Here is a 22212-nt window from a genome sequence, read left to right as displayed (position 1 = left end):
CCACTCCACGTCGTCCACGACTGACGCGCCGCCGGCGGCCGATCATCGGCGGCGGGGCTGGCAGGTCGGGCACCAGAACGTGATCCGTTCGCCCTGATCGGCCTTCTCGATCGCGGTGCCGCACCGCCGGCAGGGGTGGGCGCGACGGCCGTACACGTAGGTCGTCTCGCCCTTGCGCAGCGAGCCGGTGGTGGTCTGGGTCCAGCGGCCGCGGTTCGACGCGACCAGGCGCTGCGCCAACGCGACCATCGCCGGCAGGTCGGTGACCTCCGCGACCGGCGTCCACGGCCACACCCCGCGCAGGAACAGCGTCTCCGCCTTGTACAGGTTGCCCACCCCGGCCAGGTTGCGCTGGTCGAGCAGCGCCTCCGCGATCGTCTCCCGCGGACGCGCCGCCAGCCGCCGCGTCGCCTCCGCCGGGTCCCAGTCCGGTCCCAGCAGGTCCGGGCCGAGATGCCCGACCAGCGTCTTCTCCTCCGGGGTCGGCACCAGCGCCAGCTCGTGCAGGTGGTAGCCGACCGCCACCGCCTCGGCGGTCCGCAGCACCGCCCGGATGTGGTGCGCCGGGCGCGCCGCCCACCGCTCACCCGGCGCGTACGTCCGCCAGGCGCCCTCCATCCGCAGGTGTGAATGGAGTGTCCAGCCCCGCTCGCCCTCCGGCTCGCGCAGCCGCAGCAGCAGGTGCTTGCCCCGGCTCGCGGCCTCCCGCACGGTCCAGCCGGTGAGATCGGTCGCGGCCAGCTGCGGCACCCGGAAATCCGACGCGGTGAGCCGGCCGCCGGCGAGCGCGCGGTGCAGCACGCGGGCGGTGTTCCAGACGGTGTCCCCCTCAGGCACGCGTCCATCCTGCCTCGACGCCCGGCCGTCGGCTCATTCCGCGGTCGCCACCCGGACGAGGTCGCCGGGGCGCACGCCGAGCACGACCGCGGCGCGCCCGCTGTTGACCGCGACCGCGACCCGCCCGGCCGAGTCGACGAAGACCACGAGTCCGCCGACCGGGGTGGCGCCGAAGGTCGCGCCGCGCACCGCGCGTACGCCGCCGACGTCGAGAAGCGGACCGAGCGCGTCGAGCAGCTCCCCGGGCGCGGCGAGCTGCACGTTGCCGAAACGGTCCACGGTCAGCACCTCGGCCTCCAGCCAGCCGTCGCCGACGGTGACCACCGGGTCGGGGAGGCGCACCAGGGTCGAGGGGGCGACGGCGGGGCCCGCGTCGGCGAGTTCCGCGCCGGCCGCGAGCCGGGCCGCGACGGGCGCGAAGATGTCGCGGCCGTGGAAGGTGCGGGACACCTCGGGCGCGAACCACCGCGGGTTCGTCAGCTCGACCGCGGCCGCGACGCCGCCGAGCGACTCCGCCGCCCAGATCAGGAGCCCGTTGTCCGGGCCGACCAGCAGGCCGTTCGGGGTACGGAGCGCGATGCCGCGCCGCGCGGTGCCGACCCCGGGGTCGACGACCGCGAGGTGCACGGCGGGCGGCAGGTGCGGCGCGGTCTGCGCCAGCACGGCCGCCCCGCGGGCCACGTCGCCGGGCCGCACCGCGTGGGTGACGTCGATGACCCGCACGGTGGGGGCGGTCCGGGCGATCGCCCCGTGACAGGCGGCCACGAAGCCGTCGGAGAGCCCGTAGTCGGTCGTGAAGCTGATCCATTCGTAGCGGGCCATGCCCGGAACGCTAGCGTGATCGCTCCACCCGTGCCCCGCCGACGCCGTGGCGTTGTCCTCCTTGCCGCGTCCCGGCCCGGGCCGTGGCGCACCCCGTCGACGCCGGCCGCCCGCCCGCGCCCGGACCGACCATGGGGGCCCCACGCTTTGCTCTGCTTACCCGTGGGAAGCGGCGGGTGTCCGGTTATCGGACGCCGGGTGTATCGCATGGGTAAGCAGAGCAAAGGTGGGCGGAGCGACACCTTCGCCGGGAGGGACGCAGCGCAGCGCCACGATTTTCGCCCGCTGCTCGAGCCGGCCCGACGGTGGACCGACGCCGACCGTTCGCGACGCCGACGCGTGTCCGGGGGGCGTGCTCAGCCGCGCAGGCGGAGCCCGCGCGGCGTGGCGCGGAAGCCGGCGGCGGTCAGCGCGTCGCGCAGCGGCGAGGTGTGGACGCCCTCGCCGTCGGCGCGCTCCACCGAGATCGCCCCCAGGGCGCCCGAATGCACCGCGTCGGCCAGGGCCTTCGCCGCCAGCGCCAGCGCGTCGTCGTCATCCACGAAGGACAACAGCGTGCGCCCGCCGCGCTCCACGTAGAGCGTCAGCTCGCCGGAGACGAGCACGACCAGGGCGCCGGCCTTGCGGCCCGCCCGGTGCCCCGTCGCCGCGCTCGTTCGGCCGTCGCCCGAGTCGACCACCCGCTCCGGCCACGGCAGCGCCGCGCCGTACGGATTGGCCGGGTCGGTGGCGGCGAGCACCAGCGCCGATCCGCCGGCGTGCCGGCCCGCGTCTACGGGCTCGCTCAGGGCGCGCAGCCGGTCGACCGCGCCGGGCACCGCGAACTGCGCCGCCCCCAGCCCCTCGACGAAGTAGCCGCGTCGCGCCGCGCCCCGTTCCTCCAACGCGGCGAGCACCGGGTAGACCGCGGCGAAGCCGCCGCCGACGCCCTCGGCGACGACGGCGCCCCGGGTGACCACGCCGTGCCGTTCGAGCAGGGCGTCGGCGAGCGCGGCGGCCCGCCGGGTGGGGTCGGCGTCCCGGCCGGGCAGCCGCGACCAGCGCCCGGCGACGGTCGGTGGGCCGGTCCGGGACGGCAGCGCGACCCGGCCCGGGCGACGGAACCGCGTCCGCGGCGCCGCGCCCGTCTTCGCGCGGTGGGCGCCGCCACCGCCGAGCACCGCGCGCAGCGGGGCGAGCGTGTCGTTGGTCAGCCAGCCCGCCCAGACCAGATCCCAGATCGCGGCGGCCAGCGCGGCGTCGTCGGTGGCGCCGACCCGGTCGGACAGCGACCGGAAGAACATCGCCTGGCCGCCGTCGAGCGCGTCGAGGACCGCCTCGTGCAACGGCGTCAGCGCGAGGGCATCGTCGGGGACGGGCAGCAGCAGCGGCGCGGCGTCGGCCCACGCCAGCGTGACCCAGCCGTCGCCGCCGGAGATCGAACCGGAGCCGGCCCAGACCAGCTCTCCGCTCGCGCAGAGCTCGTCGAGGTAGGCGGGAGAGTAGTCGGCGACCCGGTTCGGCAACACCAGCCGCTCCAGCGCCGACGCCGGGACCGCCGCGCCCTGCAACTGATCAACAACCGCCGCGACGGCCTCGACGCCCCGGCTCGACGAACCGAGCTGCTGCCAGCGGGCGAGAAACCGGGCCAGCACCCGGGGCGGCACCGGCTCGATCTCGCGGCGCAGCGCCGCCAGCGACCGGCGGCGCAGCATCCGGAGCACCTCGGCGTCGCACCACTCGGTGCCGGCGCCGCCGGGCGAGAACTCCCCGGAGACCACGCGGCCGGTCGCGGAGAGCCGGCGCAGCGCCTGCTCGACGACGAAGACCCCGAGCCCCAGCCGGGCGGCGCAGGTGGCCGCCGCGAACGGGCCGTGCGTGCGGGCATAGCGGGCGACCAGGTCGCCGAGCGGATCGGCGACCGGTTCGACGTACGCCCGGGCGAGTCCGACCGGGAGCGCGACGCCGAGCGCGTCGCGGACCCGGCCCGCGTCCTCGACGCCGATCCACCGCTCCTCGCCGGCGATGCGCACCCGTACCGCGCGTCGCGCCGTCTCCAGCTCGGTCAGCCAGGCGGCGTCCGCGCCGCGTTCGGCCAGCTCCGCGGTCGACAGGTCGCCGAGCAGGCGCAGCAGCTCGACCACGTCCTCGGCGTCACGCGGTCGACGTTGCTCGGTCAGCCACTGCAACTGTCGCTCGGTCTCGGTGACCACGGCGGGGTCGAGCAGCTCGCGCAGGTCGACGCGGCCGAGCAGCTCGCCGAGGAGCGCGGAGTCCAGGGCGAGGGCGGCGGCGCGGCGCTCGGCGAGCGGCGCGTCGCCCTCGTAGAGGAAGGCGCCGACGTAGCCGAAGAGCAGCGACCGGGCGAACGGCGACGGCCGCGGGGTCTCGACCTCGACCAGGCGCACCTTGCGGGCGGCCAGGTCACGCATCAGCGCGGCGAGACCGGGCAGGTCGAAGACGTCCTGCAGACACTCCCGGGCGGCCTCGAGGGTGACCGGGAAGTCGGCGTACTCGCGGGCGACGTCGAGTAGCTGCGCGGCGCGCTGTCGCTGCTGCCAGAGCGGCTGCCGGCGGCGCGGGTCGCGGCGCGGCAACAGCAGCGCCCGGGCCGCGCACTCGCGGAAACGCGACGCGAACAGCGCGGAGGTCCCGACCGACTCCTCGACGATCTGGGCGATCTCGTCCGGGTCGAACGCCACCACGTCGGCGCCGGGCGGCTCCTCGGCCGTGTCGGGCAGCCGCACCACGATGCCGTCGTCGGCCGGCATCACCTGGGCGTCCACGCCGTAGCGCTCGGCCAGCCGGCGCCCGATCGCGAGCGCCCACGGGCCGTTGATCCGGGCCCCGAGAACACAGTGGACGGCCAGCCGCCAGTCGCCGAGCTCGTCGCGGAAGCGTTCCACCACGACGGTGCGGTCGTCGGGCAGGGACCGGGTCGCCTCCCGCTGCTCCCGGACGTACGCCACCAGGTTGCCGGCGGCCCAGTCGTCCAGACCGCCCGCGCGCAGCGTGGCCGTCGCCGCCTCGTCGTCCTGGCGGGCGATGGCCCGCAGCCGCGCCCCGATCGCGCGACCGAGCTCGACCGGGCGGCCCAGCTGGTCGCCCTTCCAGAACGGCATCCGGGCCGCCTGCCCCGGCGCCGGGGAGACCAGCACGCGGTCGGGGGTGATGTCCTCGATCCGCCACGACGTGGAGCCGAGCAGGAAGACGTCGCCGACCCGGGACTCGTAGACCATCTCCTCATCGAGCTCGCCGACCCGGGCCGCGCGCTCCGCCCCGGCCAGGAAGACCCCGAACATGCCGCGGTCGGGGATGGTCCCGCCGCTGGTGACGGCGAGGCGTTGCGCGCCGGGCCGGCCGGTCAGCAGGTCGGCGGCGCGGTCCCAGACCAGTCGGGGACGCAGCTCGGCGAAGGCGGTGGACGGGTAGCGCCCGGAGAGCATGTCGAGGACCGCGTGCAGCGCCGAGTCGGGCAGCTCGGCGAAGGGCGCCGCCCGGCGGACCAGCACGGCCAGTTCGGCGACGCGCCACTCGTCGAGCGAGACCATCGCGACGATCTGCTGGGCGAGGACGTCCAGCGGGTTGCGCGGGTAACGCAGCTCCTCGATCGCGCCGTCGGTCATCCGCCCCGCGACGACCGCGCAGGAGAGCAGGTCGCCCCGGTGCTTCGGGAAGACCACGCCCCGGGAGACCGCGCCGACCTGGTGGCCGGCGCGGCCGACGCGCTGCAGCCCGGCGGCGACGCTCGGCGGCGCCTCGACCTGCACGACCAGGTCGACGGCGCCCATGTCGATGCCGAGCTCCAGGCTGGAGGTGGCGACCACGGCCGGCAGCTGACCGGACTTGAGCGCCTCCTCGATGTGCTTGCGCTCCTCCCGCGACACGCTGCCGTGATGCGCCCGGGCGATCACCGGCGCGGCGCCGGCGGCCGCGTCGGCCTGCGCCATGATCTCGGCGGGCATCCCGCCGGGCGCCGTGGAGCGCGAACCGGTCGGTGGCGCGCCGCGGGGGCCCGGGCCGGGCGGCGCCGGGGCGTCGGGCGCGGCGCGCTCGACGGCCAGTTCGTTGAGGCGGGCGCAGAGCCGCTCCGCGCTGCGGCGGGAGTTGGTGAACACGATCGTGGACCGGTGGGCGTGGATCAGGTCGTAGACCCGCTCCTCGACCGCGGGCCAGATCGACGGGCGGCGCGGCCCGCCGAGGTCGTCGTCGCTCGGACCGTCCCGCTCGTCGAGGCGCGTCATGTCCTCGACCGGGACCTCGACGGTGACCTCGATCGTCTTGGCGGCGGGGGGCTGCACGATCTCCACCGGGTGCGCGCCGCCCAGGAAGCGGGCCGTCTCGTCGATCGGCCGGACCGTGGCGGAGAGCCCGATGCGCTGCGCCGGCCGGGGCAGCAACGCGTCGAGGCGCTCCAGGGAGAGCGCCAGGTGGGCGCCGCGCTTGGTGGCGGCGACCGCGTGGACCTCGTCGACGATCACCGTCTCGACCCCGCGCAGCGACTCCCGGGCCGCCGAGGTGAGCAGCAGGAACAGCGACTCCGGCGTGGTGATCAGGATGTCGGGCGGGGTCCGGGTGAACGCTCGCCGCTCGTCGGCGGGGGTGTCGCCGGTCCGCATGCCGACGGTGATCTCCGGCTCGGGGATGCCCAGCCGGGTGGCGGCGTGCCGGATGCCGGCGAGGGGCGCGCGCAGGTTGCGCTCGACGTCGACGGCGAGCGCCTTGAGCGGGCTGACGTAGAGCACCCGGCAGCGCTGCCGCGGCTGGGCCGGCGCGGGTTCGCGGGCGAGCCGGTCCAGCGACCAGAGGAAGGCCGCGAGGGTCTTGCCGGAGCCGGTCGGCGCGACGACCAGCGCGTTACGCCCGGCGCCGATCGCCCGCCACGCGCCGGCCTGGGCGTCGGTGGGCGCGGCGAAGGCGGCGCGGAACCACTCCCGCGTCGCCACCCCGAACTGCTCCAGCACGTCGGCCACGCCTTCAATCCTGCCCGCTGGGTACGACAGCGCGCGAAACGCGTGTCGGACATAACGCCGCAGGTTAATTCTTCAGTACGGCGACGCGACGTCGATACGGATCATGACATCTAAGTACTTGCCGGTATTGCGAAGCATGGGCTAGCTTCGCCCTTAACGCCGGGTCTTTACGAAAGGGACCGGAATGGCCGGGGTTGAGCGGGGGTTTCAGCACGACACCGACGTGCTGGTGCGGCTGATCGACAGCCAGCTGGCCATTTTGCGTACCCGCTGTCGCGGGGCGGAGCTCGTGCTCGCCGAGCAGCTGGCCGCCGCGCTGCGCGACCTGGTCGTCGCGACCACCCGGGCCAGCGCCGTCGATCGGGCGCGGGTGCGCGCGGGTGTGCACCGCTTCGTGCTGCGCGAGGGCCGCAACGGCCGGCGCGGCGGTCGGCCGCTCAGCGCGGACCAGCGCATGGTCAACGAGATCGCGCTGCACCTGCACCGCCCTGATCTGGTGGTCACCGACGCGCCCGCCGCCCCCGTCGATCAAGGGCTTCTGCACACGGTGTGACCCGTGAGTTCCGCGACCGGGCCGGGTGTCGGTGTGGACGGGGTCGTGGTGCAGTGGCTCGGCCGCAGGCGATCATGGGGTGGCGTCGGGCAGCCGATAGACCGGTGAGAGCGCGCCCTCGTACTCGATGATCTCCGCGGCGACCAGGCCGGCCCGTTCCGCGACCCGCCGCGACGGCTCGTTGGTCAGGTTGATCAGCGCGACCACCGGTGGGCCGCCGAGCGCGCGTCCGAACGCGACCGCCGCGCGTGCCAGCTCGACTGCGTAGCCCTGACCCCATGCGCGCGGGCTGAACCGGTAGTAGAGGTTCAGCACCGGCTCGCCGTCGAGGTCCTTGTGCCGGACGCCGCCGAAGCCCAGCACCGCGCCATCCTCGGCGCGCCGCACCGTCCAGTAGCCGAAGCCGTGTCGCTCCCAGTGCGCGATCCACTCCGCGAGCAGCCGCCGGCTGCCCTCCAGTGTGGTCGGCCCCGACGGGTTGTGGCGGTTCGTCGCCGGGTCGCCGTGCACCTCGTGCACCGCGTCGAGGTCCGACGGGACGGGGCGGCGCAGGACCAGTCGCGCGGTGCGCGGCTCGGCGATATCGGCGTTCATGACGGGGAAGCGTAACCCGTACGTAACGACTGGAGATGGTTAAGGCGCTTACAATTTCGGGAGTCGATGGCTTCTGACCACCCCAAACCGATAGGGTTACGGCGGAAGCGAGCGGAGGAGGCGGATTGCGCAGCGGGCAGAGTGGTCACCGGCCGAAAGGTCGTTTGCTGGCCGCCGTCCTGCTCGCCATCCTCACGGTCACGTCGATTCACGGCGCCACCTCGGTCGCCGTGCCGGCCGGCGCCATCGCGACCGCCCACGCGTCGATCGGCGCCGCCCTGGTGCCCCCGACCCCCTCGGTCGGGCGCGGCATCGCCGACGAGTCCGACGCCGACGGCGCGGCCAGGCAGCGCGGCGACGAGGAGTTGCCGCGACCGGAGATCCCGCCCGCCGCGACGGCGTCCCGTCCGTCCGTGGTGGAGGTCGACGACGCCGCCGCGACCGCGATCGAGGGCTACGACGAGTCGCGGCGCTCGGCGCCGGCCCGCCGGCACGGCAGCCGCGCCCCGCCGGCCGCCTGAGCGCCCCGCCGAGCGCCCGGAATGAGTGATGCGTGCGACGCCCGCCGTGGCGACTGACTGCCGCCCTCGCCGGGTAACGGTTACCCGCGTCGCGCCGCACCACTGACCCGCGCCACGCCGCACCGCAGATCCGCTCCGGCGGCGCGTGCGCGGCCGTCGCGGCACCGCGCGCGCCGTCCCGATCCCTGTCGATCCCGCAGACCCGCCAACCGGCCGGCCTGCGATGACGCCTATCTGGAGTCCAGGTGCTGGTACTGCTGACCCTCTACATGGTCACGGCGCTCGCCGCGCCGGCGCTGGTCCGGTGGTGGGGTCCGCGCGCCTTCTACCTGTTGGCGGCCGCCCCGGCCGCGGCGGTCGCCTGGGCGGTCGCGCACACGCCGGCGGTACGCGGCGGCGGCGCGGTCGTGGAGACGTACCCGTGGGTGCCGCAGCTGCGCCTGGAACTCGCCCTGCGGATGTCCACGCTCTCCTGGCTGATGCTGCTGCTGGTCGGCGGCGTCGGGGCGCTGGTGCTGGCGTACTGCGCCCGGTACTTCCGGGCCGACGAGCCCGGGCTCGGCCGCTTCGCCGCGGTCTTCGTCGCCTTCGCCGGCGCGATGCACGGGCTCGTGGTCGCCGACGACCTCATCCTGCTCTACATCTTCTGGGAGCTGACCACCGTCTTCTCGTACCTGCTGATCGGGCAGAACACGGAGAAGCGGGCGAGCCGGCGGGCCGCCGCTCAGGCGCTCATCGTGACCACCCTGGGCGGCCTCGCGATGCTGGTCGGCTTCATCATGCTCGGCGAGCACGCCGGCACCTACCGCTGGTCCGAGATCATCGCCGGGGAGCTGCCCGGCGGCGCGTACCTCGGCGTCGCGCTCGTGCTGATCCTGCTCGGCGCGCTCGCCAAGTCGGCGATCTTCCCGTTCAGCTTCTGGCTCCCCGCCGCGATGGCCGCGCCCACCCCGGTCAGCGCCTACCTGCACGCCGCCGCGATGGTCAAGGCCGGGGTCTACCTGGTCGCGCTGCTGGCGCCGGCGTTCGGCGGCCAGCCGACGTGGTCGCTGCTGGCGATGGTCGCCGGCGCCGTCACCATGCTGTTCGGCGGGTGGGCCGCGCTGCGGCAGAGCGACCTCAAGCTGCTGCTGGCGTACGGCACGGTGAGCCAGCTCGGGCTGCTGGTGCTGGTGACCGGCGCCGGCACCCGCGACGCCGCGCTCGCCGGGGCCGCGATGCTGCTGGCACACGCCCTGTTCAAGGCGGCGCTCTTCCTGATCGTCGGGATCATCGACCGCCGCGCCGGCACCCGCGACCTGCACGAACTGAGCGGCCTGCGGCGCCGCATGCCCGGCGTGGCGGTCACCGCGGCGCTCGCCGCCGCCTCGATGGCCGGCGTGCCGCCGCTGTTCGGGTTCGTCGGCAAGGAGGCGATCCTGCAGGCGTTCGCCGACGACCCCGCGGTGCTGGCCGCGATCGTGCTGGGGGCCGTGCTCACCACCGCCTACAGCCTGCGCTTCCTGTGGGGCGCGTTCGCCGACAAGCCGGGCGTCGAGCCGACCGCGACCCGGCCGGTCGGCGTCGCGTTCCTCGCCCCGCCCGCGCTGCTGGCCGGACTCGGACTGCTGCTCGGGCCGCTGGCCGGCGTCGTCGACCGGCTGCTTGCGCCGTACCCGGCGCTGTTCGGCGCGACCGGCGCGCACCTGGCGCTCTGGCACGGCCCCACCCCGGCGCTCGGCCTGTCGCTGCTCGCGCTCGCCGGCGGCGCGTTGCTGTTCGCGCTGCGCGAGCGGCTGCGCCCCGCGCAGGAGCGGCTGCGCGCGCCGGTCAACGGCGCCACCGTGTACGGCCGCCTCACCCACGCGCTCGACCGGCTCTCCGTGGAGGTCACCGGCGCCACCCAGCGCGGCTCGCTGCCGCAGTACCTCGGCATCATCCTGCTCGTCCTGGTGGTGCTCCCCGGTGGCGCGCTGCTGATCGGAGCGCCGTGGCCCGAGCGGGTGCAGTGGTGGGACACCCCGGCGCAGCTGCTGGTCGGGGTCGTGCTGGCCGCCGCGGCGGTGGCCGCGGTGCGGACCCAGCGCCGGCTCGCCGCCACCGTGCTCGCCGGGGTGACCGGGTACGGCACCGCGCTGATGTTCGTGCTGCACGGCGCGCCGGACCTGGCGCTGACGCAGTTCCTCGTCGAGACGCTCACCATCGCCGTTTTCGTCCTGGTGCTGCGCCGGCTGCCGGCGAAGTTCTCCGCCCGGCCGCTGCGCTCCAGCCGGTGGCTGCGGGTCTCGATCGGAATCGCGGTGGGGCTGGTCATGTCGGGGCTCGCGCTCGCCGCCGCCGGCGGCCGGCAGGCGGTGCCGATCTCGGTCGACTTCCCCGAGCAGGCCGTGTCGTACGGCGGCGGGCGCAACGTGGTCAACGTGACCCTGGTGGACATCCGGGCCTGGGACACCATGGGGGAGATCGCGGTGCTGGTGGTCGCCGCCACCGGGGTCGCCAGCCTGATCTTCCTGCGACCCCGGACCGGGCCGGGACCGCGTCGCGGGGAGCCGCCGGTCCGGCCACCCCGCCCGCAACCGGAGTGGCTGCGCGGCGGCCCCGCGCTCGACACGCGCCGTCGCTCGATCATCTTCGAGGTGGTGACGCGGCTGCTGTTCCACACGATGCTGGTCTTCTCGATCTACCTGATGTTCTCCGGGCACAACGCCCCCGGCGGCGGCTTCGCCGGCGGCCTCGTCGCCGGCCTGGCGCTCGCGGTGCGCTACCTCGCCGGCGGGCGGCACGAACTCGACGAGGCCGCCCCGGTCGACGCCGGGCTGGTGCTCGGCGCCGGGCTGTTCCTCTCGGTCGGCACCGGCGTGACCGCGATGCTCTTCGGCGGCGAGGTGCTGCAGAGCGCGATCGTCGACCTCTATCTCCCGTTGATCGGCAAGGTGCACGTGGTCACCTCGCTCTTCTTCGACGTCGGGGTCTACCTGGTCGTCGTCGGTCTCGCGCTGGACGTCCTGCGCAGCCTGGGCGCCGAGGTGGACCGGCACATCGAGGCCGACGAGCAACGACCAACCGCCGACGATGTCCGGCAGGAGGAACTGGTGTGAGTCCGAACCTGGTGTTGGTGGTCGTTATCGGGGTGCTCTCGGCGGCCGGCGTGACGCTGCTGCTCGAACGGAGCCTGACCCGCGTGGTGCTCGGCGTGATCCTGCTGGGCAACGCGGCCAACCTGCTCATCCTCGTCGCCGGGCGGGCCGGCGGGGCGCCGATCGTGGGCGTCACGCCGGAAGGGGAGATGAGCGACCCGCTGCCGCAGGCGATGGTCCTCACCGCGATCGTGATCACGCTGGGCATGACCGCCTTCCTGCTCGCCATGGCGTACCGGAGCTGGCTGCTGCTGGGGCACGACGAGGTGCAGGACGACCTTGAGGACCGGCGGATCGTCGAGCGGGCGCTCGCCGACGAGGCGCAGAACGCGGCGGACCGTGGCGACGACGCGGGCGACGGCGACCCGGACGACGCGGTCGCGTCGGCGGCGGCCTTCGGAACAGTCGGGAGGAACGCGTGACGTATCTGGTGCCGCTCCCCGTCGTGCTGCCCCTGCTCGGCGCGGCGCTGACCCTGATGCTGGCCCGCCGGCCCCGTGCGCAGCGCGCGATCAGCGTCGCGGTGCTCGCGGTGACCTTCGCGGTGGCGTTGGCGCTGCTGGTCGCCGCGCACCGGCACGGCCCGCAGGTCGTCGCCGTCGGCGGCTGGCCGGCGCCGCTGGGCATCGTGCTCGTCGCCGACCAGCTCGCCGCGCTGATGCTGGTCGTCTCCACCGCCGTCACGCTCTGCGTGCTGCTCTACTCCATCGGGGAGGGCCGGGCGGACGGCGACGAGGGGACACCGATCGCGATCTACCACCCGAGCTACCTGATCCTCACGGCGGGCGTGACGAACGCGTTCCTCTCCGGCGACCTGTTCAACCTCTACGTGGGGTTCGAGATCCTGCTCGCCGCGAGCTTCGTGCTCCTCACGCTCGGCGGCACCGAGGTGCGCATCCGGGCCGGTACGACGTACGTCGTGGTCAGCCTGCTGTCGTCGGTGATCTTCCTGGTCGCGATCGGCCTGGTGTACGCGGCGACCGGCACGCTCAACCTCGCCCAGCTCGCCGGCCGGCTCGACGCGCTCCCCGACGACCTGCGGCTGGTGCTGCAGCTGATGCTGCTGCTCGCCTTCGGCATCAAGGCGGCGGTCTTCCCGCTCTCGGCGTGGCTGCCGGACAGCTATCCGACCGCGCCGGCGCCGGTGACCGCGGTCTTCGCCGGGCTGCTCACCAAGGTCGGTGTCTACGCGATCATCCGGACCGAGACGCTGCTCTTCCCGGGCGGCCGGGTCGCCGACGGGCTGATGGTGGTGGCGCTGCTGACCATGGTGGTCGGCATCCTGGGCGCGGTCGCGCAGTCCGACATCAAGCGGATGCTGTCGTTCACGCTGATCAGCCACATCGGTTATCTGATCTTCGGGGTGGCGTTGACCACGGTCGCGGGGCTGGCCAGCGCGATCTACTACGTGGTCCACCACATCACCATCCAGACCACGCTCTTCCTGGCGACCGGGCTCGTCGAGCGCCGCGGCGGCAGCACCAACCTGGAGCGGCTCGGCGGGCTGGCCCGGATCGCGCCGGTCCTCGCCGTGCTCTTCTTCCTGCCGGCGCTGAACCTCGCCGGGATCCCACCGTTCTCCGGGTTCCTCGGCAAGCTCGGCCTGCTGCAGGCCGGCGTCGCCGTCGGCGGCTGGCTGGCCTGGGCCGTGGTCGCCGGCGGCACGCTGACCAGCCTGCTCACCCTCTACGCCGTCATGCGGGTATGGAACCTGGCCTTCTGGCGCAAGCCGCCGCCGGACTTCCCCGACGCCCCGCCCGCCCCCACCGACCCGGGGGCGGCCCCCGCCGACCCCGCCCTCGCGCCCGGCGCGGTCGCCGGACCGTCGTCCGCGCCCGTCGACCCGGCGCCCCCGCGGTCGGCGCCCGGCCCCGCGGCCGTGCCCGCGCGGTCCACCGCGGCCGTGGCCGCGGCAGCGCCGTCGCCCCGGTCCGCGCCCGCCGACGAGCCGTCGCGCCGGTCCGCGCCGGGCGTCCCGCCCGCCGACGCCGCGTCCACGGAGCGGTCCGCCGGGCCGGTGGCCGCCGAGCCGACCCCGCCGCTGATGGTGGGGGCGACGTTGGCGCTGGTCGTGCTGGGCCTGGCGCTGACCCTGGTCGCCGGTCCACTCTTCGACGTCAGCACCGGGGCCGCCCACGACCTCACCGACCGCGTCCCGTACATCGACGCGATCCTGTCGCCGGAGGGGGTCCGATGAGCAGCCGTGCGCCGTGGCGTGGGCAACTGGGGGCCGTCGTCTGGCTGGTGCTGATCTGGAACCTGCTGTTCGGTGAGTTCACCGTCGGCAACGTGCTCGGCGGGCTCGCCGTGGCGGCGCTCGTCCTCGTCGTCTTCCCGCTGCCGGCGGTGGCGTTCTCGGGCCGGCTCCGCCCACTGCCGCTGCTGCGCTTCGCGGCGCGGTTCGTGGTGGACCTGGTCTCGGCCAGCGCGCAGGTGGCGTGGTCGGCGCTGCGTTTCGGGCGTGAGCCGCGCAGCGCGGTGATCGCGGTGCCGCTCCGGGTGCCCACCGATCTCAACCTCACGCTGACCGCGGAGGCGTTGTCGCTCGTCCCGGGCAGTCTGATCGTCGAGGTCGACCGGGAGGCCGGCACCCTCTACGTGCACGTGCTCGACGTGCGCGCCCGGGCGGACGTCGAACGGGCCAGGGCGCAGGTGCTGGCCCTGGAGGCGCGAATCGTGCGCGCCACGGGATCCGCCGAGGAAGTGCGGCTGGTGCAGGCCGCGTCCACCGATCGAGGAGTCGCCCGATGACCGTCGTCGTCGTGACCGTCGCCGCGCTGCTGCTGGCCGCCGCGCTGCTCACCCTGGTCCGCATCGTGCGCGGACCGTCCCTGCTGGACCGGGTGGTCGCCACCGATGTCCTGCTCGCGGTGATCGTGGCCGCGCTCGGCGCCGAGGCGGCGCTCAATCGGCACGCCACCACGCTGCCGATCCTGGTGGTGCTCGCCATCCTCGGCTTCGTCGGCTCGGTGAGCGTGGTCCGCTTCGCCGTACGCCCGCCGGACGGGCCGGACACCGACGCGCGGGGAGGCCGCGAGACGGTGGGGGAGCGGCCGTGACCGGGGTCGCCGACGTCCTCTCGGCGGTCTGCCTGATCACCGGGGCGCTGCTGAGCCTGATCGCCGCGATCGGACTGGTGCGCTTCCCCGATGTGCTCTCCCGGATGCACGCGGCGACCAAGCCCCAGGTGCTGGGCCTGCTGCTGATCCTCGCCGGGATCGGCTTCCGGCTGCGCACCGGCGCCGACATCACCACGCTGCTGCTGATCGCCGTGTTCCAGCTCGCCACCGCGCCGGTGGCCGCCCACATGGTCGGCCGGGCGGCGTACCGCTCGGAGCTGGTCCGCCGGGATCTGCTGCTGCTGGACGAGGCGGCGGAAGCGGCCGACGGGGGACGCGACCCGGCGGCGCGGCTCGGGTGACCGCGGCCCGCAAATTCGCCATGATCTGACGAATTCGACGTCTGTCCATTGCCCGTCCACTCCGGACCCAGCACCCTGCGGGGAGCGTCCGCCGCGTCCGCGGCGGACGCTCCGGTCCGCGCCCACCGGCGCCGCCGGATCAGCCCCCAAACCCCCAGGGGAGGACATGTGACATCCCGTCTATCCGCGGCCGTCTGGGCCACGCTCCTGGCCGCCGCGATGCCGGCGGCCGCCGTGACGCCGGCCGCCGCGGCCGCGCCGGCGGCGCCGATCGGAGTCGCCGCGCCGGTCGCGCACGGCGTGGCGGCCCTCGCCGCCCCGCCGGACATCGCGCTGGCCAACGTCAGGGCGCACCTGAGCCAGTTCCAGTCGATTGCCACCGCGAACGGCGGCAACCGGGCGCACGGCCGCCCCGGCTACCTGGCCTCGGTGAACTACGTGAAGGCGCAGCTCGACGCGGTGGGCTACACGACAACCGTCCAGTCGTTCAGCTACAACGGCGCCACCGGCTACAACCTCATCGCGGACTGGCCGGGCGGCGATCCGAACAACGTGCTGATGACCGGCGCGCACCTGGACAGCGTCACCGCCGGGCCCGGCATCAACGACAACGGCTCGGGCTCCGCGGCGATCCTCGAGGTGGCGCTCGCGGTGGCGCGCACCGGCTACCAGCCCGGCCGCCACCTGCGGTTCGGCTGGTGGGGTGCGGAGGAGCTGGGGCTTCGCGGGTCGACGCACTACGTCAACACCCTGCCGGCCGCGGAGCGCACGAAGATCAAGGGATATCTGAACTTCGACATGGTCGGCTCGCCGAACGCCGGCTACTTCGTGTACGACGGCGACAACTCCGACGGGACGGGAGCGGGTCCGGGGCCGGCCGGTTCGGCGCAGATCGAGCAGACGCTGCAGGCGTACTTCACCTCGATCGGCGTGCCCACCCGCGGCACCGACTTCGACGGCCGCAGCGACTACGGCCCGTTCATCGGGGTGGGCATCCCGGCCGGTGGCACCTTCACCGGCGCCGAGGGGACCAAGTCGAGCAGTCAGGCCTCGCTCTGGGGCGGCACGGCGGGGGCCGCCTTCGACTCCTGCTACCACCGGTCCTGCGACACGACGGCGAACATCAACGACACCGCGCTGAACCGTAACGCGGACGCGATCGCGTACGCGGTCTGGAACCTCTCCGGTGCGCCCCCGTCGGGCAGCACCGTCTACAGCGACACCTTCGAGACCGCGACCGGCTGGACCGCCAACCCCTCCGGCACGGACACCGCGACCCTCGGCCGGTGGGAGCGCGGCGACCCCGCGGCGACCAGTTCGGGGATCGCGACCCAGCTCGGCACGACGGTGAGCGGCAGCTACGACCTGGTGACCGGGGCGGCGGCCGGGGCCAGCGCCGGCGAGAACGACCTGGACGGCGGGGTCAGCAGCATCCGGTCCCCGGCGATCACCCTGCCCGCCGGCGGCGTCCTGACGCTCTCGTTCTCCTGGTACCTGGCCCACCTCAACAACGCGACCAGCGCCGACTACCTGCGGGTGCGCGTGGTGGGCACGACCACGACGACGGTGCTCAACCAGTTGGGCGCCGCGTCGGACCGGGCCGCGGCGTGGCAGTCGGCCAGCGCGGACATCTCGGGGCACGCCGGGCAGACCGTCCGGATCGTCGTCGACGCCGCCGACGCCGCCGACGCCGGGACGGCCAGCCTCGTCGAGGCGGCCGTGGACGATATCAAGATCACACAATCCTGAGGTGTACGGTGGACCGGTCCGCTCCGCATCCCGGCGCAGCCGCGCGGGCCGGATCGGTCGCCGGGCCGCCCACATGGACGCGGCGCGATGCTGTCGTACCGTCTTTCAGGAATTTTACAGCGTCGGCGGATAGAATCCCGCCATGATTTCCACTCCTGCCCGGGAGGGCAGCAGTAGTCGGCCGGGTAAGACCCGGCCCCGTCCGCACCGAGCCCCGATCCGCGGAGCGCTGAATCGCCCGTGTTGATCCTGTTCGGTCTCTCCATGATCATCCTGCTCACGGTGGCGACCGGCTACTTCGTCGCTCAGGAGTTCGGCTACGTCGCGGTCGACCGCGGCAAGCTGCGCAAGCTCGCCGACGAGGGGGACGTCGCCGCGGAACGCGCGCTCGCCGTCACCGGCCGGCTGTCGTTCATGCTCTCCGGCGCGCAGCTCGGCATCACCGTCACCGCCCTGCTCGTCGGCTACGTGGCGGAGCCGTTCCTCGGCGCCGGCCTCGCCGACCTGTTCGGCCTGGCCGGGGTCTCCGACGCGGTGAGCCTGCCGCTGTCGGTCGTGCTCGCGCTGGTGATCTCGACGGTCGTGCAGATGGTGCTCGGCGAGCTCGCGCCGAAGAACCTCGCCATCGCCCGGCCCGAGCCGCTGGCCCGGGCGCTGAGCCGCACCACCCTCATCTACCTGACGGTCGCCGGCCCGGTGATCCGGATGTTCGACCGGGCCGCCACCCGGCTGCTGCGCCGCGTCGGCATCGAGCCGATCGAGGAGCTGCCGAGCGGCGCCACCGCCGAGGACCTGGGGCAGATCATCGCCGAGTCGCGCGAGGAGGGGCATCTCGACACCGAGATGTCCGACCTGCTCGACCGGGGCCTGGACTTCCGCGAGCTCAGCGCCGACGAGGTGATGGTGCCGCGGGTCGACGTGCACACCGTGCGCGCCGACGAGCCGCTGACCCGGCTGGTCGAGCTGCTCGACACCGGGCACTCCCGCTTCCCCGTGATCGGCACCGACGGCGTGGACGACGTGGTCGGCGTGGCCGGCATCGCCGACGTGCTCGGCGTACCCCCGGCCGAGCGCGGCACCACCCTGGTGGGCTCGGTGATGACGACGCCGTTGCTGGTGCCCACCACCCTGGCGCTGCCGGCGGTCCTCGACCGGCTGCGCAAGGGCCACCGCCAGCTCGCCTGCGTGGTCGACGAGTACGGCGGGTTCGCCGGCGTGATCACGCTGGAGGACATCGCCGAGGAGCTGGTCGGCCCGATCCGCGACGAGGACGACCCGCCGGAGCCGGCGCCGGCCCGTCAGGAGGACGGGTCGTGGCTGGTCCCGGCGCGCTGGCGCATCGACGAGGTGGCCGACACGACCGGCATCGCGCTGCCCGAGGCGCCCGAGTACGACACGCTCTCCGGGTTGGTCATGCGCGAGCTCGGCCGGGTGCCGCAGGTCGGCGACCGGATCTCGGTGGAGATCGGCGACGGCCAGCTCGACGGGGACGCCGTGCCGCGCGCGCTGATCCAGGTGCTCTCGGTCGACCGGCACGTCGCCGGCTCGGTCCGGGTGGAGGTGGTCGCGTGAGCAGCGGCACCGCACTGCTGGTCTCCGTCGTGCTCCTCGCGCTCAACGGCTTCTTCGTGGCGGCGGAGTTCGCGCTGGTGGCGAGCAAGCGCTACCGGCTGGAACAGGCGGCAACCTCGGGCAGCCGTGCCGCGCGCGCCGCGCTCGAGGGCTCCCGTGAGCTGTCGCTCATGCTCGCCGGCGCACAGCTCGGCATCACGGTCTGCACCCTGGGGCTCGGCGCGCTCGCCGAGCCGGCGATCGAGCACCTGCTCGGCCCGCTGTTGACCGGGGTGGGCCTGCCCAGCGCCGCCAGCCACGTGATCGCGTTCGTGTTCGCGCTGGTCGTGGTGGTCTTCCTGCACCTGGTGGTCGGGGAGATGGCCCCGAAGTCGTGGGCGATCACCGACCCCGAGCGCTCCGCGCTGCTGCTCGCCCTGCCGTTCCGAGCCTTCGCCCGGGTGGCGCGACCCATGCTCTTCGCGCTCAACGCCCTGGCCAACGCCACCCTGCGGCTGTTCAAGGTGCAGCCGCAGGAGCAACTGGCACAGGTGCACGGCCCCGAGGAGCTGCGGATGCTGCTGGAGGCGTCGCACGAGCACGGTCTGCTCCCCGCCGACCAGCACGAGATGCTGGCCAGCATGCTGCAGCTGCAGCGCACCACGGTTGGCGACATCATGGAGCCGATCGACCGGCTGGTCTCGGTCCGGACGACCGACGGCGCGGGGCGGATCGAGGCGCTGTCGCGCGACAGCGGGCGTTCCCGGCTCGGCGTCGTCGACGACGCCGGCACGCTGGTCGGCGTGGTGCACGTGCGGGAGGCGGTGCGGGCCGCGACGCTGGGCCGTCCGCTGACGGCCGGCGAGTTGATGAGCGGGGCGTTCACGATCCCGGTGACCGCGACGGTGACCGAGGGCGTCGCCGCGATGCGGGCCGACCGGGCCCAGCTCGCCCTGGTGTCCAACGGCGCCGGCGTCGGCCGGCCCGTGGGCTTCGTGGCGCTCGAGGACCTGCTCGAAGAGGTCATCGGCGAGTTCGACGACGAGACCGACCCCGTTCCGCGCGGTCGGCGGTTGCGGTGACCGATCACCATCGGCAGAGCGACCACCAGACGACAGGAGGATGACCAGCGTGGTGTTCAAGAAGATGATGCGGGCGTTCGGCGTGGGCGGGCCGTCCGTCGACACCGTCCTGACCAACCCCAACACCCGGCCCGGGCTGGCGCTCGACGGCCAGGTGAACATCGTCGGCGGCGACCACGACGTGGTCATCGAGCACGTCGCGCTCGGCCTGGTCACCCGGGTCGAGACGGAGAGCGGCGACAGCGAGTACAACAGCACGGTCGAGTTCCACCGGGTGCCGGTGGCCGGCTCGTTCGCGCTCGCGGCGGGGGAGCGGCGGCAGATCCCGTTCAGCTTCCCGATCCCGTGGGAGACGCCGATCACCGACGTCTACGGCCAGCGGCTGCACGGCATGACCATGGGGCTGCGTACCGAGCTCGCGGTGGCGAAGGCGGTCGACAAGGGTGACCTTGACCCGATCGCCGTGCACCCGCTGCCGGCCCAGGAGCGCATCCTCGACGCCTTCAACCGGCTCGGCTTCCGGTTCAAGAACGCCGACCTGGAGCGCGGCCGGATCCACGGCGTACACCAGACGTTGCCGTTCTACCAGGAGATCGAGTTCTGGCCGGCGCCGCAGTACGCCAACGGGATCAACGAGGTCGAGGTGACCTTCGTGACCGACCCGCACGGCGTCGACGTGATCCTGGAGTTCGACAAGCGCGGTGGGTTCTTCGTGCCGGGCCAGGACAGCTACGGCCGGTTCCGGGTCGACCACGCGTCCGTGGACTCCACCGACTGGACCGCCGTGGTGGACGGCTGGGTGCGCCAGGCCAGCGACCGCTACGCCAGCTTCCGGACCAGCCACGGGTACGGCCCCGGCATGCCGGGTGTGCACCCGGGCATGCACCGTGGCCGGGGCATGGGCGCCGGCGGGGTGGTGGCCGGCGCGGCCGGCGGTCTGCTCGGCGGCATGATGCTCGGCGCCGCGATGGACGACATGTTCGACGGTGGCGACGGTGGGGACTTCGGCGACTTCGGCGAGTAACGCATACGGCGTTGGACAGGGCCCCTCGTCACGCGAAGAGCGATGACGAGGGGCCCCTGCCTTTCAACTGATGCTGGCGGTGGCGAGCTTGAGGCTGAAGCCGAGGAAGAGGGCGCCGATCCCGGTCGTGGCGGCGGCGGCCAGCCGCCGGCGTCGGCGGAACTGCATCGCCAGGTAGGTGCCGGAGAAGATCAGCACCGACAGGTAGATCGCGCTGAACAGCTGCACGACCGCGCCGAGCACCAGGAACGACAGCGCGGGATACGCGTAGTCCGGGTCGACGAACTGGATGAAGAAGGAGATGAAGAAGAGAATCGCCTTCGGGTTGAGCAGGCTGATCACGGCGGCGCGCCGGAACGGGTTGCGCAGCGCCGCCGGCTCCGCGGCGTCGATCAGGCGCGGGCTGGCGGGGTCGTTGCGGTCGCGCCAGCGCCGCCAGGCGCCCCGCAGCATGCCGAACCCCACATAGCCCAGGTACGCCGCGCCCGCGTACTTGATCACCATGAAGAGCGGCGGGTACGCCTTGAGTAGCGACGCCACTCCGGCCGCGGAGAACACCATCAGCACGGCGTCGCCGACGAACACCCCGGCGGCCGCCTGGTAGCCGGCCCGCACGCCGCGGCGCGCGGCGGTCGAGAGCACGAGCAGCGAGTTCGGCCCGGGCAGCAGAATGATCGCGGCGGTGCCCACCACGTAGGTCCAGAAGTCGGTGATCCCCAGCACAGGAGACATCGTTACGCCACCGCGCCGTCGGCGTGAAGCCTTTTTCGCAGTCTGAGCTGTGCCGTCGGCCACTCGTCGGCGAGCATGGCGTACTGCACCGTGTCCCGCCACGACCCGTCCGGCCGTTGCCGGTGCATCCGCAGCACCCCCTCGCGGGACGCGCCGAGCCGCTCGATCGCCCGCTGCGAGCGCTCGTTGCGCAGGTCGGTGTGCCAGACCACCCGCACCGCCCCCAGCTGCTCGAAGGCCCGGCCGAGCAGCAGCAGCTTGGCCTCGGTGTTCACCCCGGTGCGCCACCACGGCCGGCCGAGGAAGGTGTGCCCGACCGCCACCGTCCGGTTCGCCTCGCTGACCTCGTAGTACGACGTCGTGCCGATCACCTCGCCGGTCGCCGCGCACCGCTGCACCCACGGCACCCGCTCGTCGCGGTGCGCCGCCCGCAGCGCCCCGGCCACCACCGCCGCCATGTCGTCGCGGTCGCGGGGCTGCGGAGCCGTGAGGTGCCGCCAGACCTCCGGGTCGCGCGTCGCGGCGTACAGGCCGTCGACGTGTGACATATCCAGCGGCTCCAGCACCACGTGCTCGCCGGCGAGCGGGGCCGCGGTCAGCCACGGCGACCGGGCGGGGCGCAGGTAGTCGGGGAGCGGGGCGGTGACGCCGGCGTCCGGCTCGGGGACGCCGGGCACCAGGCGCAGCGGTACGACCCCGGCCCAGTGCGGCAGCGTGTAATCCCTGGGCTCGTCGATCACTCCGCCGACGCGCGCCCTGACCGAGACCTCGTGCAGCGGCAGCGCCAGAACGGCGGTCTGCGCGTACTCCCTCGGGGTCGGCGGGCGGCTGTCGGCGGCCCGGCCGTGCCCCACCTTCTCGACCAGCGCGGTGAGCGCGGCCCGTTTCTCGGCCTCGTCGGTGACCAGCCGGGCGGTGCCGTGCGCGATGACCGACCGGTAGTTGGCGCTGTGGTGGAACTGCGAGCGGCCGTAGACGAGGCCGTCCAGCAGTGTGACGGTGACACAGACCGGCAGGGGCTGCCGGGCGGCGAGCAAGGGGCGGCTGCCGGTGGAGCCGTGCAGGTAGAGCGTCTCGCCGACCCGGACGTGCAGCGTGGGCAGCACCCGCGGCTCCCCGTCGACGGTGAATCCGAACGCGCAGTGGTACGCCTCGTCGAGGATCGCGTGCGCGGTCGCCCGCTCGTAGTCGATCCGCCCCCGGTCGCGCAGGGCCGTGGTCCGCTCGGTCTTCGCGTACATCTCGACACCCGACCTTT

Annotated in this window: 18 protein-coding genes; 12 read left to right on the top strand and 6 right to left on the bottom strand. The window is 74.1% G+C overall.

The annotated features are described in order from the left end of the window. Positions 1-42 precede the first annotated feature (42 nt). The 3 genes from BLW47_RS08430 to BLW47_RS08420 all read right to left on the bottom strand — a co-directional run bounded on the left by BLW47_RS08430 (position 43) and on the right by BLW47_RS08420 (position 6602). Positions 43-837 (bottom strand): DNA-formamidopyrimidine glycosylase family protein, encoded by a 795-nt coding sequence (locus BLW47_RS08430; RefSeq protein ID WP_091553922.1) that lies wholly within the window; start codon positions 835-837, stop codon positions 43-45. A gap of 33 nt (positions 838-870) precedes the next feature. Beyond that, positions 871-1659 (bottom strand): SAM hydrolase/SAM-dependent halogenase family protein, encoded by a 789-nt coding sequence (locus BLW47_RS08425; RefSeq protein WP_091553918.1) that lies wholly within the window; start codon positions 1657-1659, stop codon positions 871-873. A gap of 356 nt (positions 1660-2015) precedes the next feature. Continuing rightward, positions 2016-6602 (bottom strand): ATP-dependent helicase, encoded by a 4587-nt coding sequence (locus BLW47_RS08420; RefSeq protein ID WP_425435372.1) that lies wholly within the window; start codon positions 6600-6602, stop codon positions 2016-2018. 193 nt (positions 6603-6795) lie between these two features. Here BLW47_RS08420 and BLW47_RS08415 point away from each other — a divergent pair, with 193 nt between their 5' ends. Further along, positions 6796-7164: a hypothetical protein gene (locus BLW47_RS08415; RefSeq protein ID WP_091553912.1), complete on the top strand. Its 369-nt coding sequence runs from the start codon at positions 6796-6798 to the stop codon at positions 7162-7164. A 72-nt stretch (positions 7165-7236) separates the two neighbouring features. On the opposite strand, the gene BLW47_RS08410 is transcribed toward BLW47_RS08415, so the two are convergent. Further along, entirely contained in the window at positions 7237-7758 is a 522-nt protein-coding gene (locus tag BLW47_RS08410; protein ID WP_091553910.1) for a GNAT family N-acetyltransferase, read from the bottom strand. A 164-nt stretch (positions 7759-7922) separates the two neighbouring features. Between BLW47_RS08410 and BLW47_RS08405 the strand changes: the two genes are divergently transcribed. The 11 genes from BLW47_RS08405 to BLW47_RS08355 all read left to right on the top strand — a co-directional run bounded on the left by BLW47_RS08405 (position 7923) and on the right by BLW47_RS08355 (position 20222). Further along, positions 7923-8279 carry a hypothetical protein gene (locus BLW47_RS08405; protein ID WP_091553907.1) on the top strand — a complete coding sequence of 119 codons (357 nt, stop codon included), beginning with the start codon at positions 7923-7925 and terminating at the stop codon, positions 8277-8279. 245 nt (positions 8280-8524) lie between these two features. Further along, entirely contained in the window at positions 8525-11356 is a 2832-nt protein-coding gene (locus BLW47_RS08400; protein ID WP_091553902.1) for a Na+/H+ antiporter subunit A, read from the top strand. Next, positions 11353-11817 carry a Na(+)/H(+) antiporter subunit C gene (locus BLW47_RS08395; protein ID WP_091553899.1) on the top strand — a complete coding sequence of 155 codons (465 nt, stop codon included), beginning with the start codon at positions 11353-11355 and terminating at the stop codon, positions 11815-11817. The genes BLW47_RS08400 and BLW47_RS08395 overlap by 4 nt, the downstream gene beginning before the upstream one ends. After that, a complete protein-coding gene (locus BLW47_RS08390) occupies positions 11814-13592 on the top strand; it encodes a Na+/H+ antiporter subunit D (protein ID WP_091553895.1) in 1779 nt (592 codons plus the stop codon). The genes BLW47_RS08395 and BLW47_RS08390 overlap by 4 nt, the downstream gene beginning before the upstream one ends. Then, the gene (locus BLW47_RS08385; RefSeq protein WP_091553891.1) at positions 13589-14146 is read left to right on the top strand and encodes a Na+/H+ antiporter subunit E; all 558 of its coding nucleotides are present in this window, start codon (positions 13589-13591) and stop codon (positions 14144-14146) included. The genes BLW47_RS08390 and BLW47_RS08385 overlap by 4 nt, the downstream gene beginning before the upstream one ends. After that, complete coding sequence (locus tag BLW47_RS08380; protein WP_091553888.1) at positions 14143-14454, top strand: MrpF/PhaF family protein; 312 nt, start codon at positions 14143-14145, stop codon at positions 14452-14454. Before BLW47_RS08385 ends, BLW47_RS08380 begins: the two co-directional genes overlap by 4 nt. Then, complete coding sequence (gene mnhG, locus BLW47_RS08375; RefSeq protein WP_091553883.1) at positions 14451-14816, top strand: monovalent cation/H(+) antiporter subunit G; 366 nt, start codon at positions 14451-14453, stop codon at positions 14814-14816. Before BLW47_RS08380 ends, mnhG begins: the two co-directional genes overlap by 4 nt. 168 nt (positions 14817-14984) lie before the next feature. Continuing rightward, positions 14985-16565 carry a M28 family metallopeptidase gene (locus BLW47_RS08370; protein WP_425435359.1) on the top strand — a complete coding sequence of 527 codons (1581 nt, stop codon included), beginning with the start codon at positions 14985-14987 and terminating at the stop codon, positions 16563-16565. Between the two features lie 240 nt (positions 16566-16805). Further along, positions 16806-18137, top strand: a complete 1332-nt coding sequence (locus BLW47_RS08365; protein WP_091553874.1) for a hemolysin family protein — start codon at positions 16806-16808, stop codon at positions 18135-18137. Then, positions 18134-19198, top strand: a complete 1065-nt coding sequence (locus tag BLW47_RS08360; protein ID WP_091553870.1) for a hemolysin family protein — start codon at positions 18134-18136, stop codon at positions 19196-19198. Before BLW47_RS08365 ends, BLW47_RS08360 begins: the two co-directional genes overlap by 4 nt. 40 nt (positions 19199-19238) lie before the next feature. After that, positions 19239-20222: a sporulation protein gene (locus BLW47_RS08355; RefSeq protein ID WP_175543549.1), complete on the top strand. Its 984-nt coding sequence runs from the start codon at positions 19239-19241 to the stop codon at positions 20220-20222. Between the two features lie 63 nt (positions 20223-20285). Here the strand turns inward: BLW47_RS08355 and leuE are convergent, their stop codons facing one another. Next, a complete protein-coding gene (gene leuE / locus BLW47_RS08350) occupies positions 20286-20954 on the bottom strand; it encodes a leucine efflux protein LeuE (protein WP_091553866.1) in 669 nt (222 codons plus the stop codon). Between the two features lie 2 nt (positions 20955-20956). Beyond that, positions 20957-22195: a bifunctional pyridoxamine 5'-phosphate oxidase family protein/GNAT family N-acetyltransferase gene (locus BLW47_RS08345; RefSeq protein ID WP_091553863.1), complete on the bottom strand. Its 1239-nt coding sequence runs from the start codon at positions 22193-22195 to the stop codon at positions 20957-20959. Positions 22196-22212 lie beyond the last annotated feature (17 nt).

The organism is Micromonospora pattaloongensis (assembly GCF_900107255.1).
Classification (GTDB): domain Bacteria; phylum Actinomycetota; class Actinomycetes; order Mycobacteriales; family Micromonosporaceae; genus Micromonospora_I; species Micromonospora_I pattaloongensis.
This window is presented reverse-complemented; position numbering and strand designations above follow the sequence as displayed.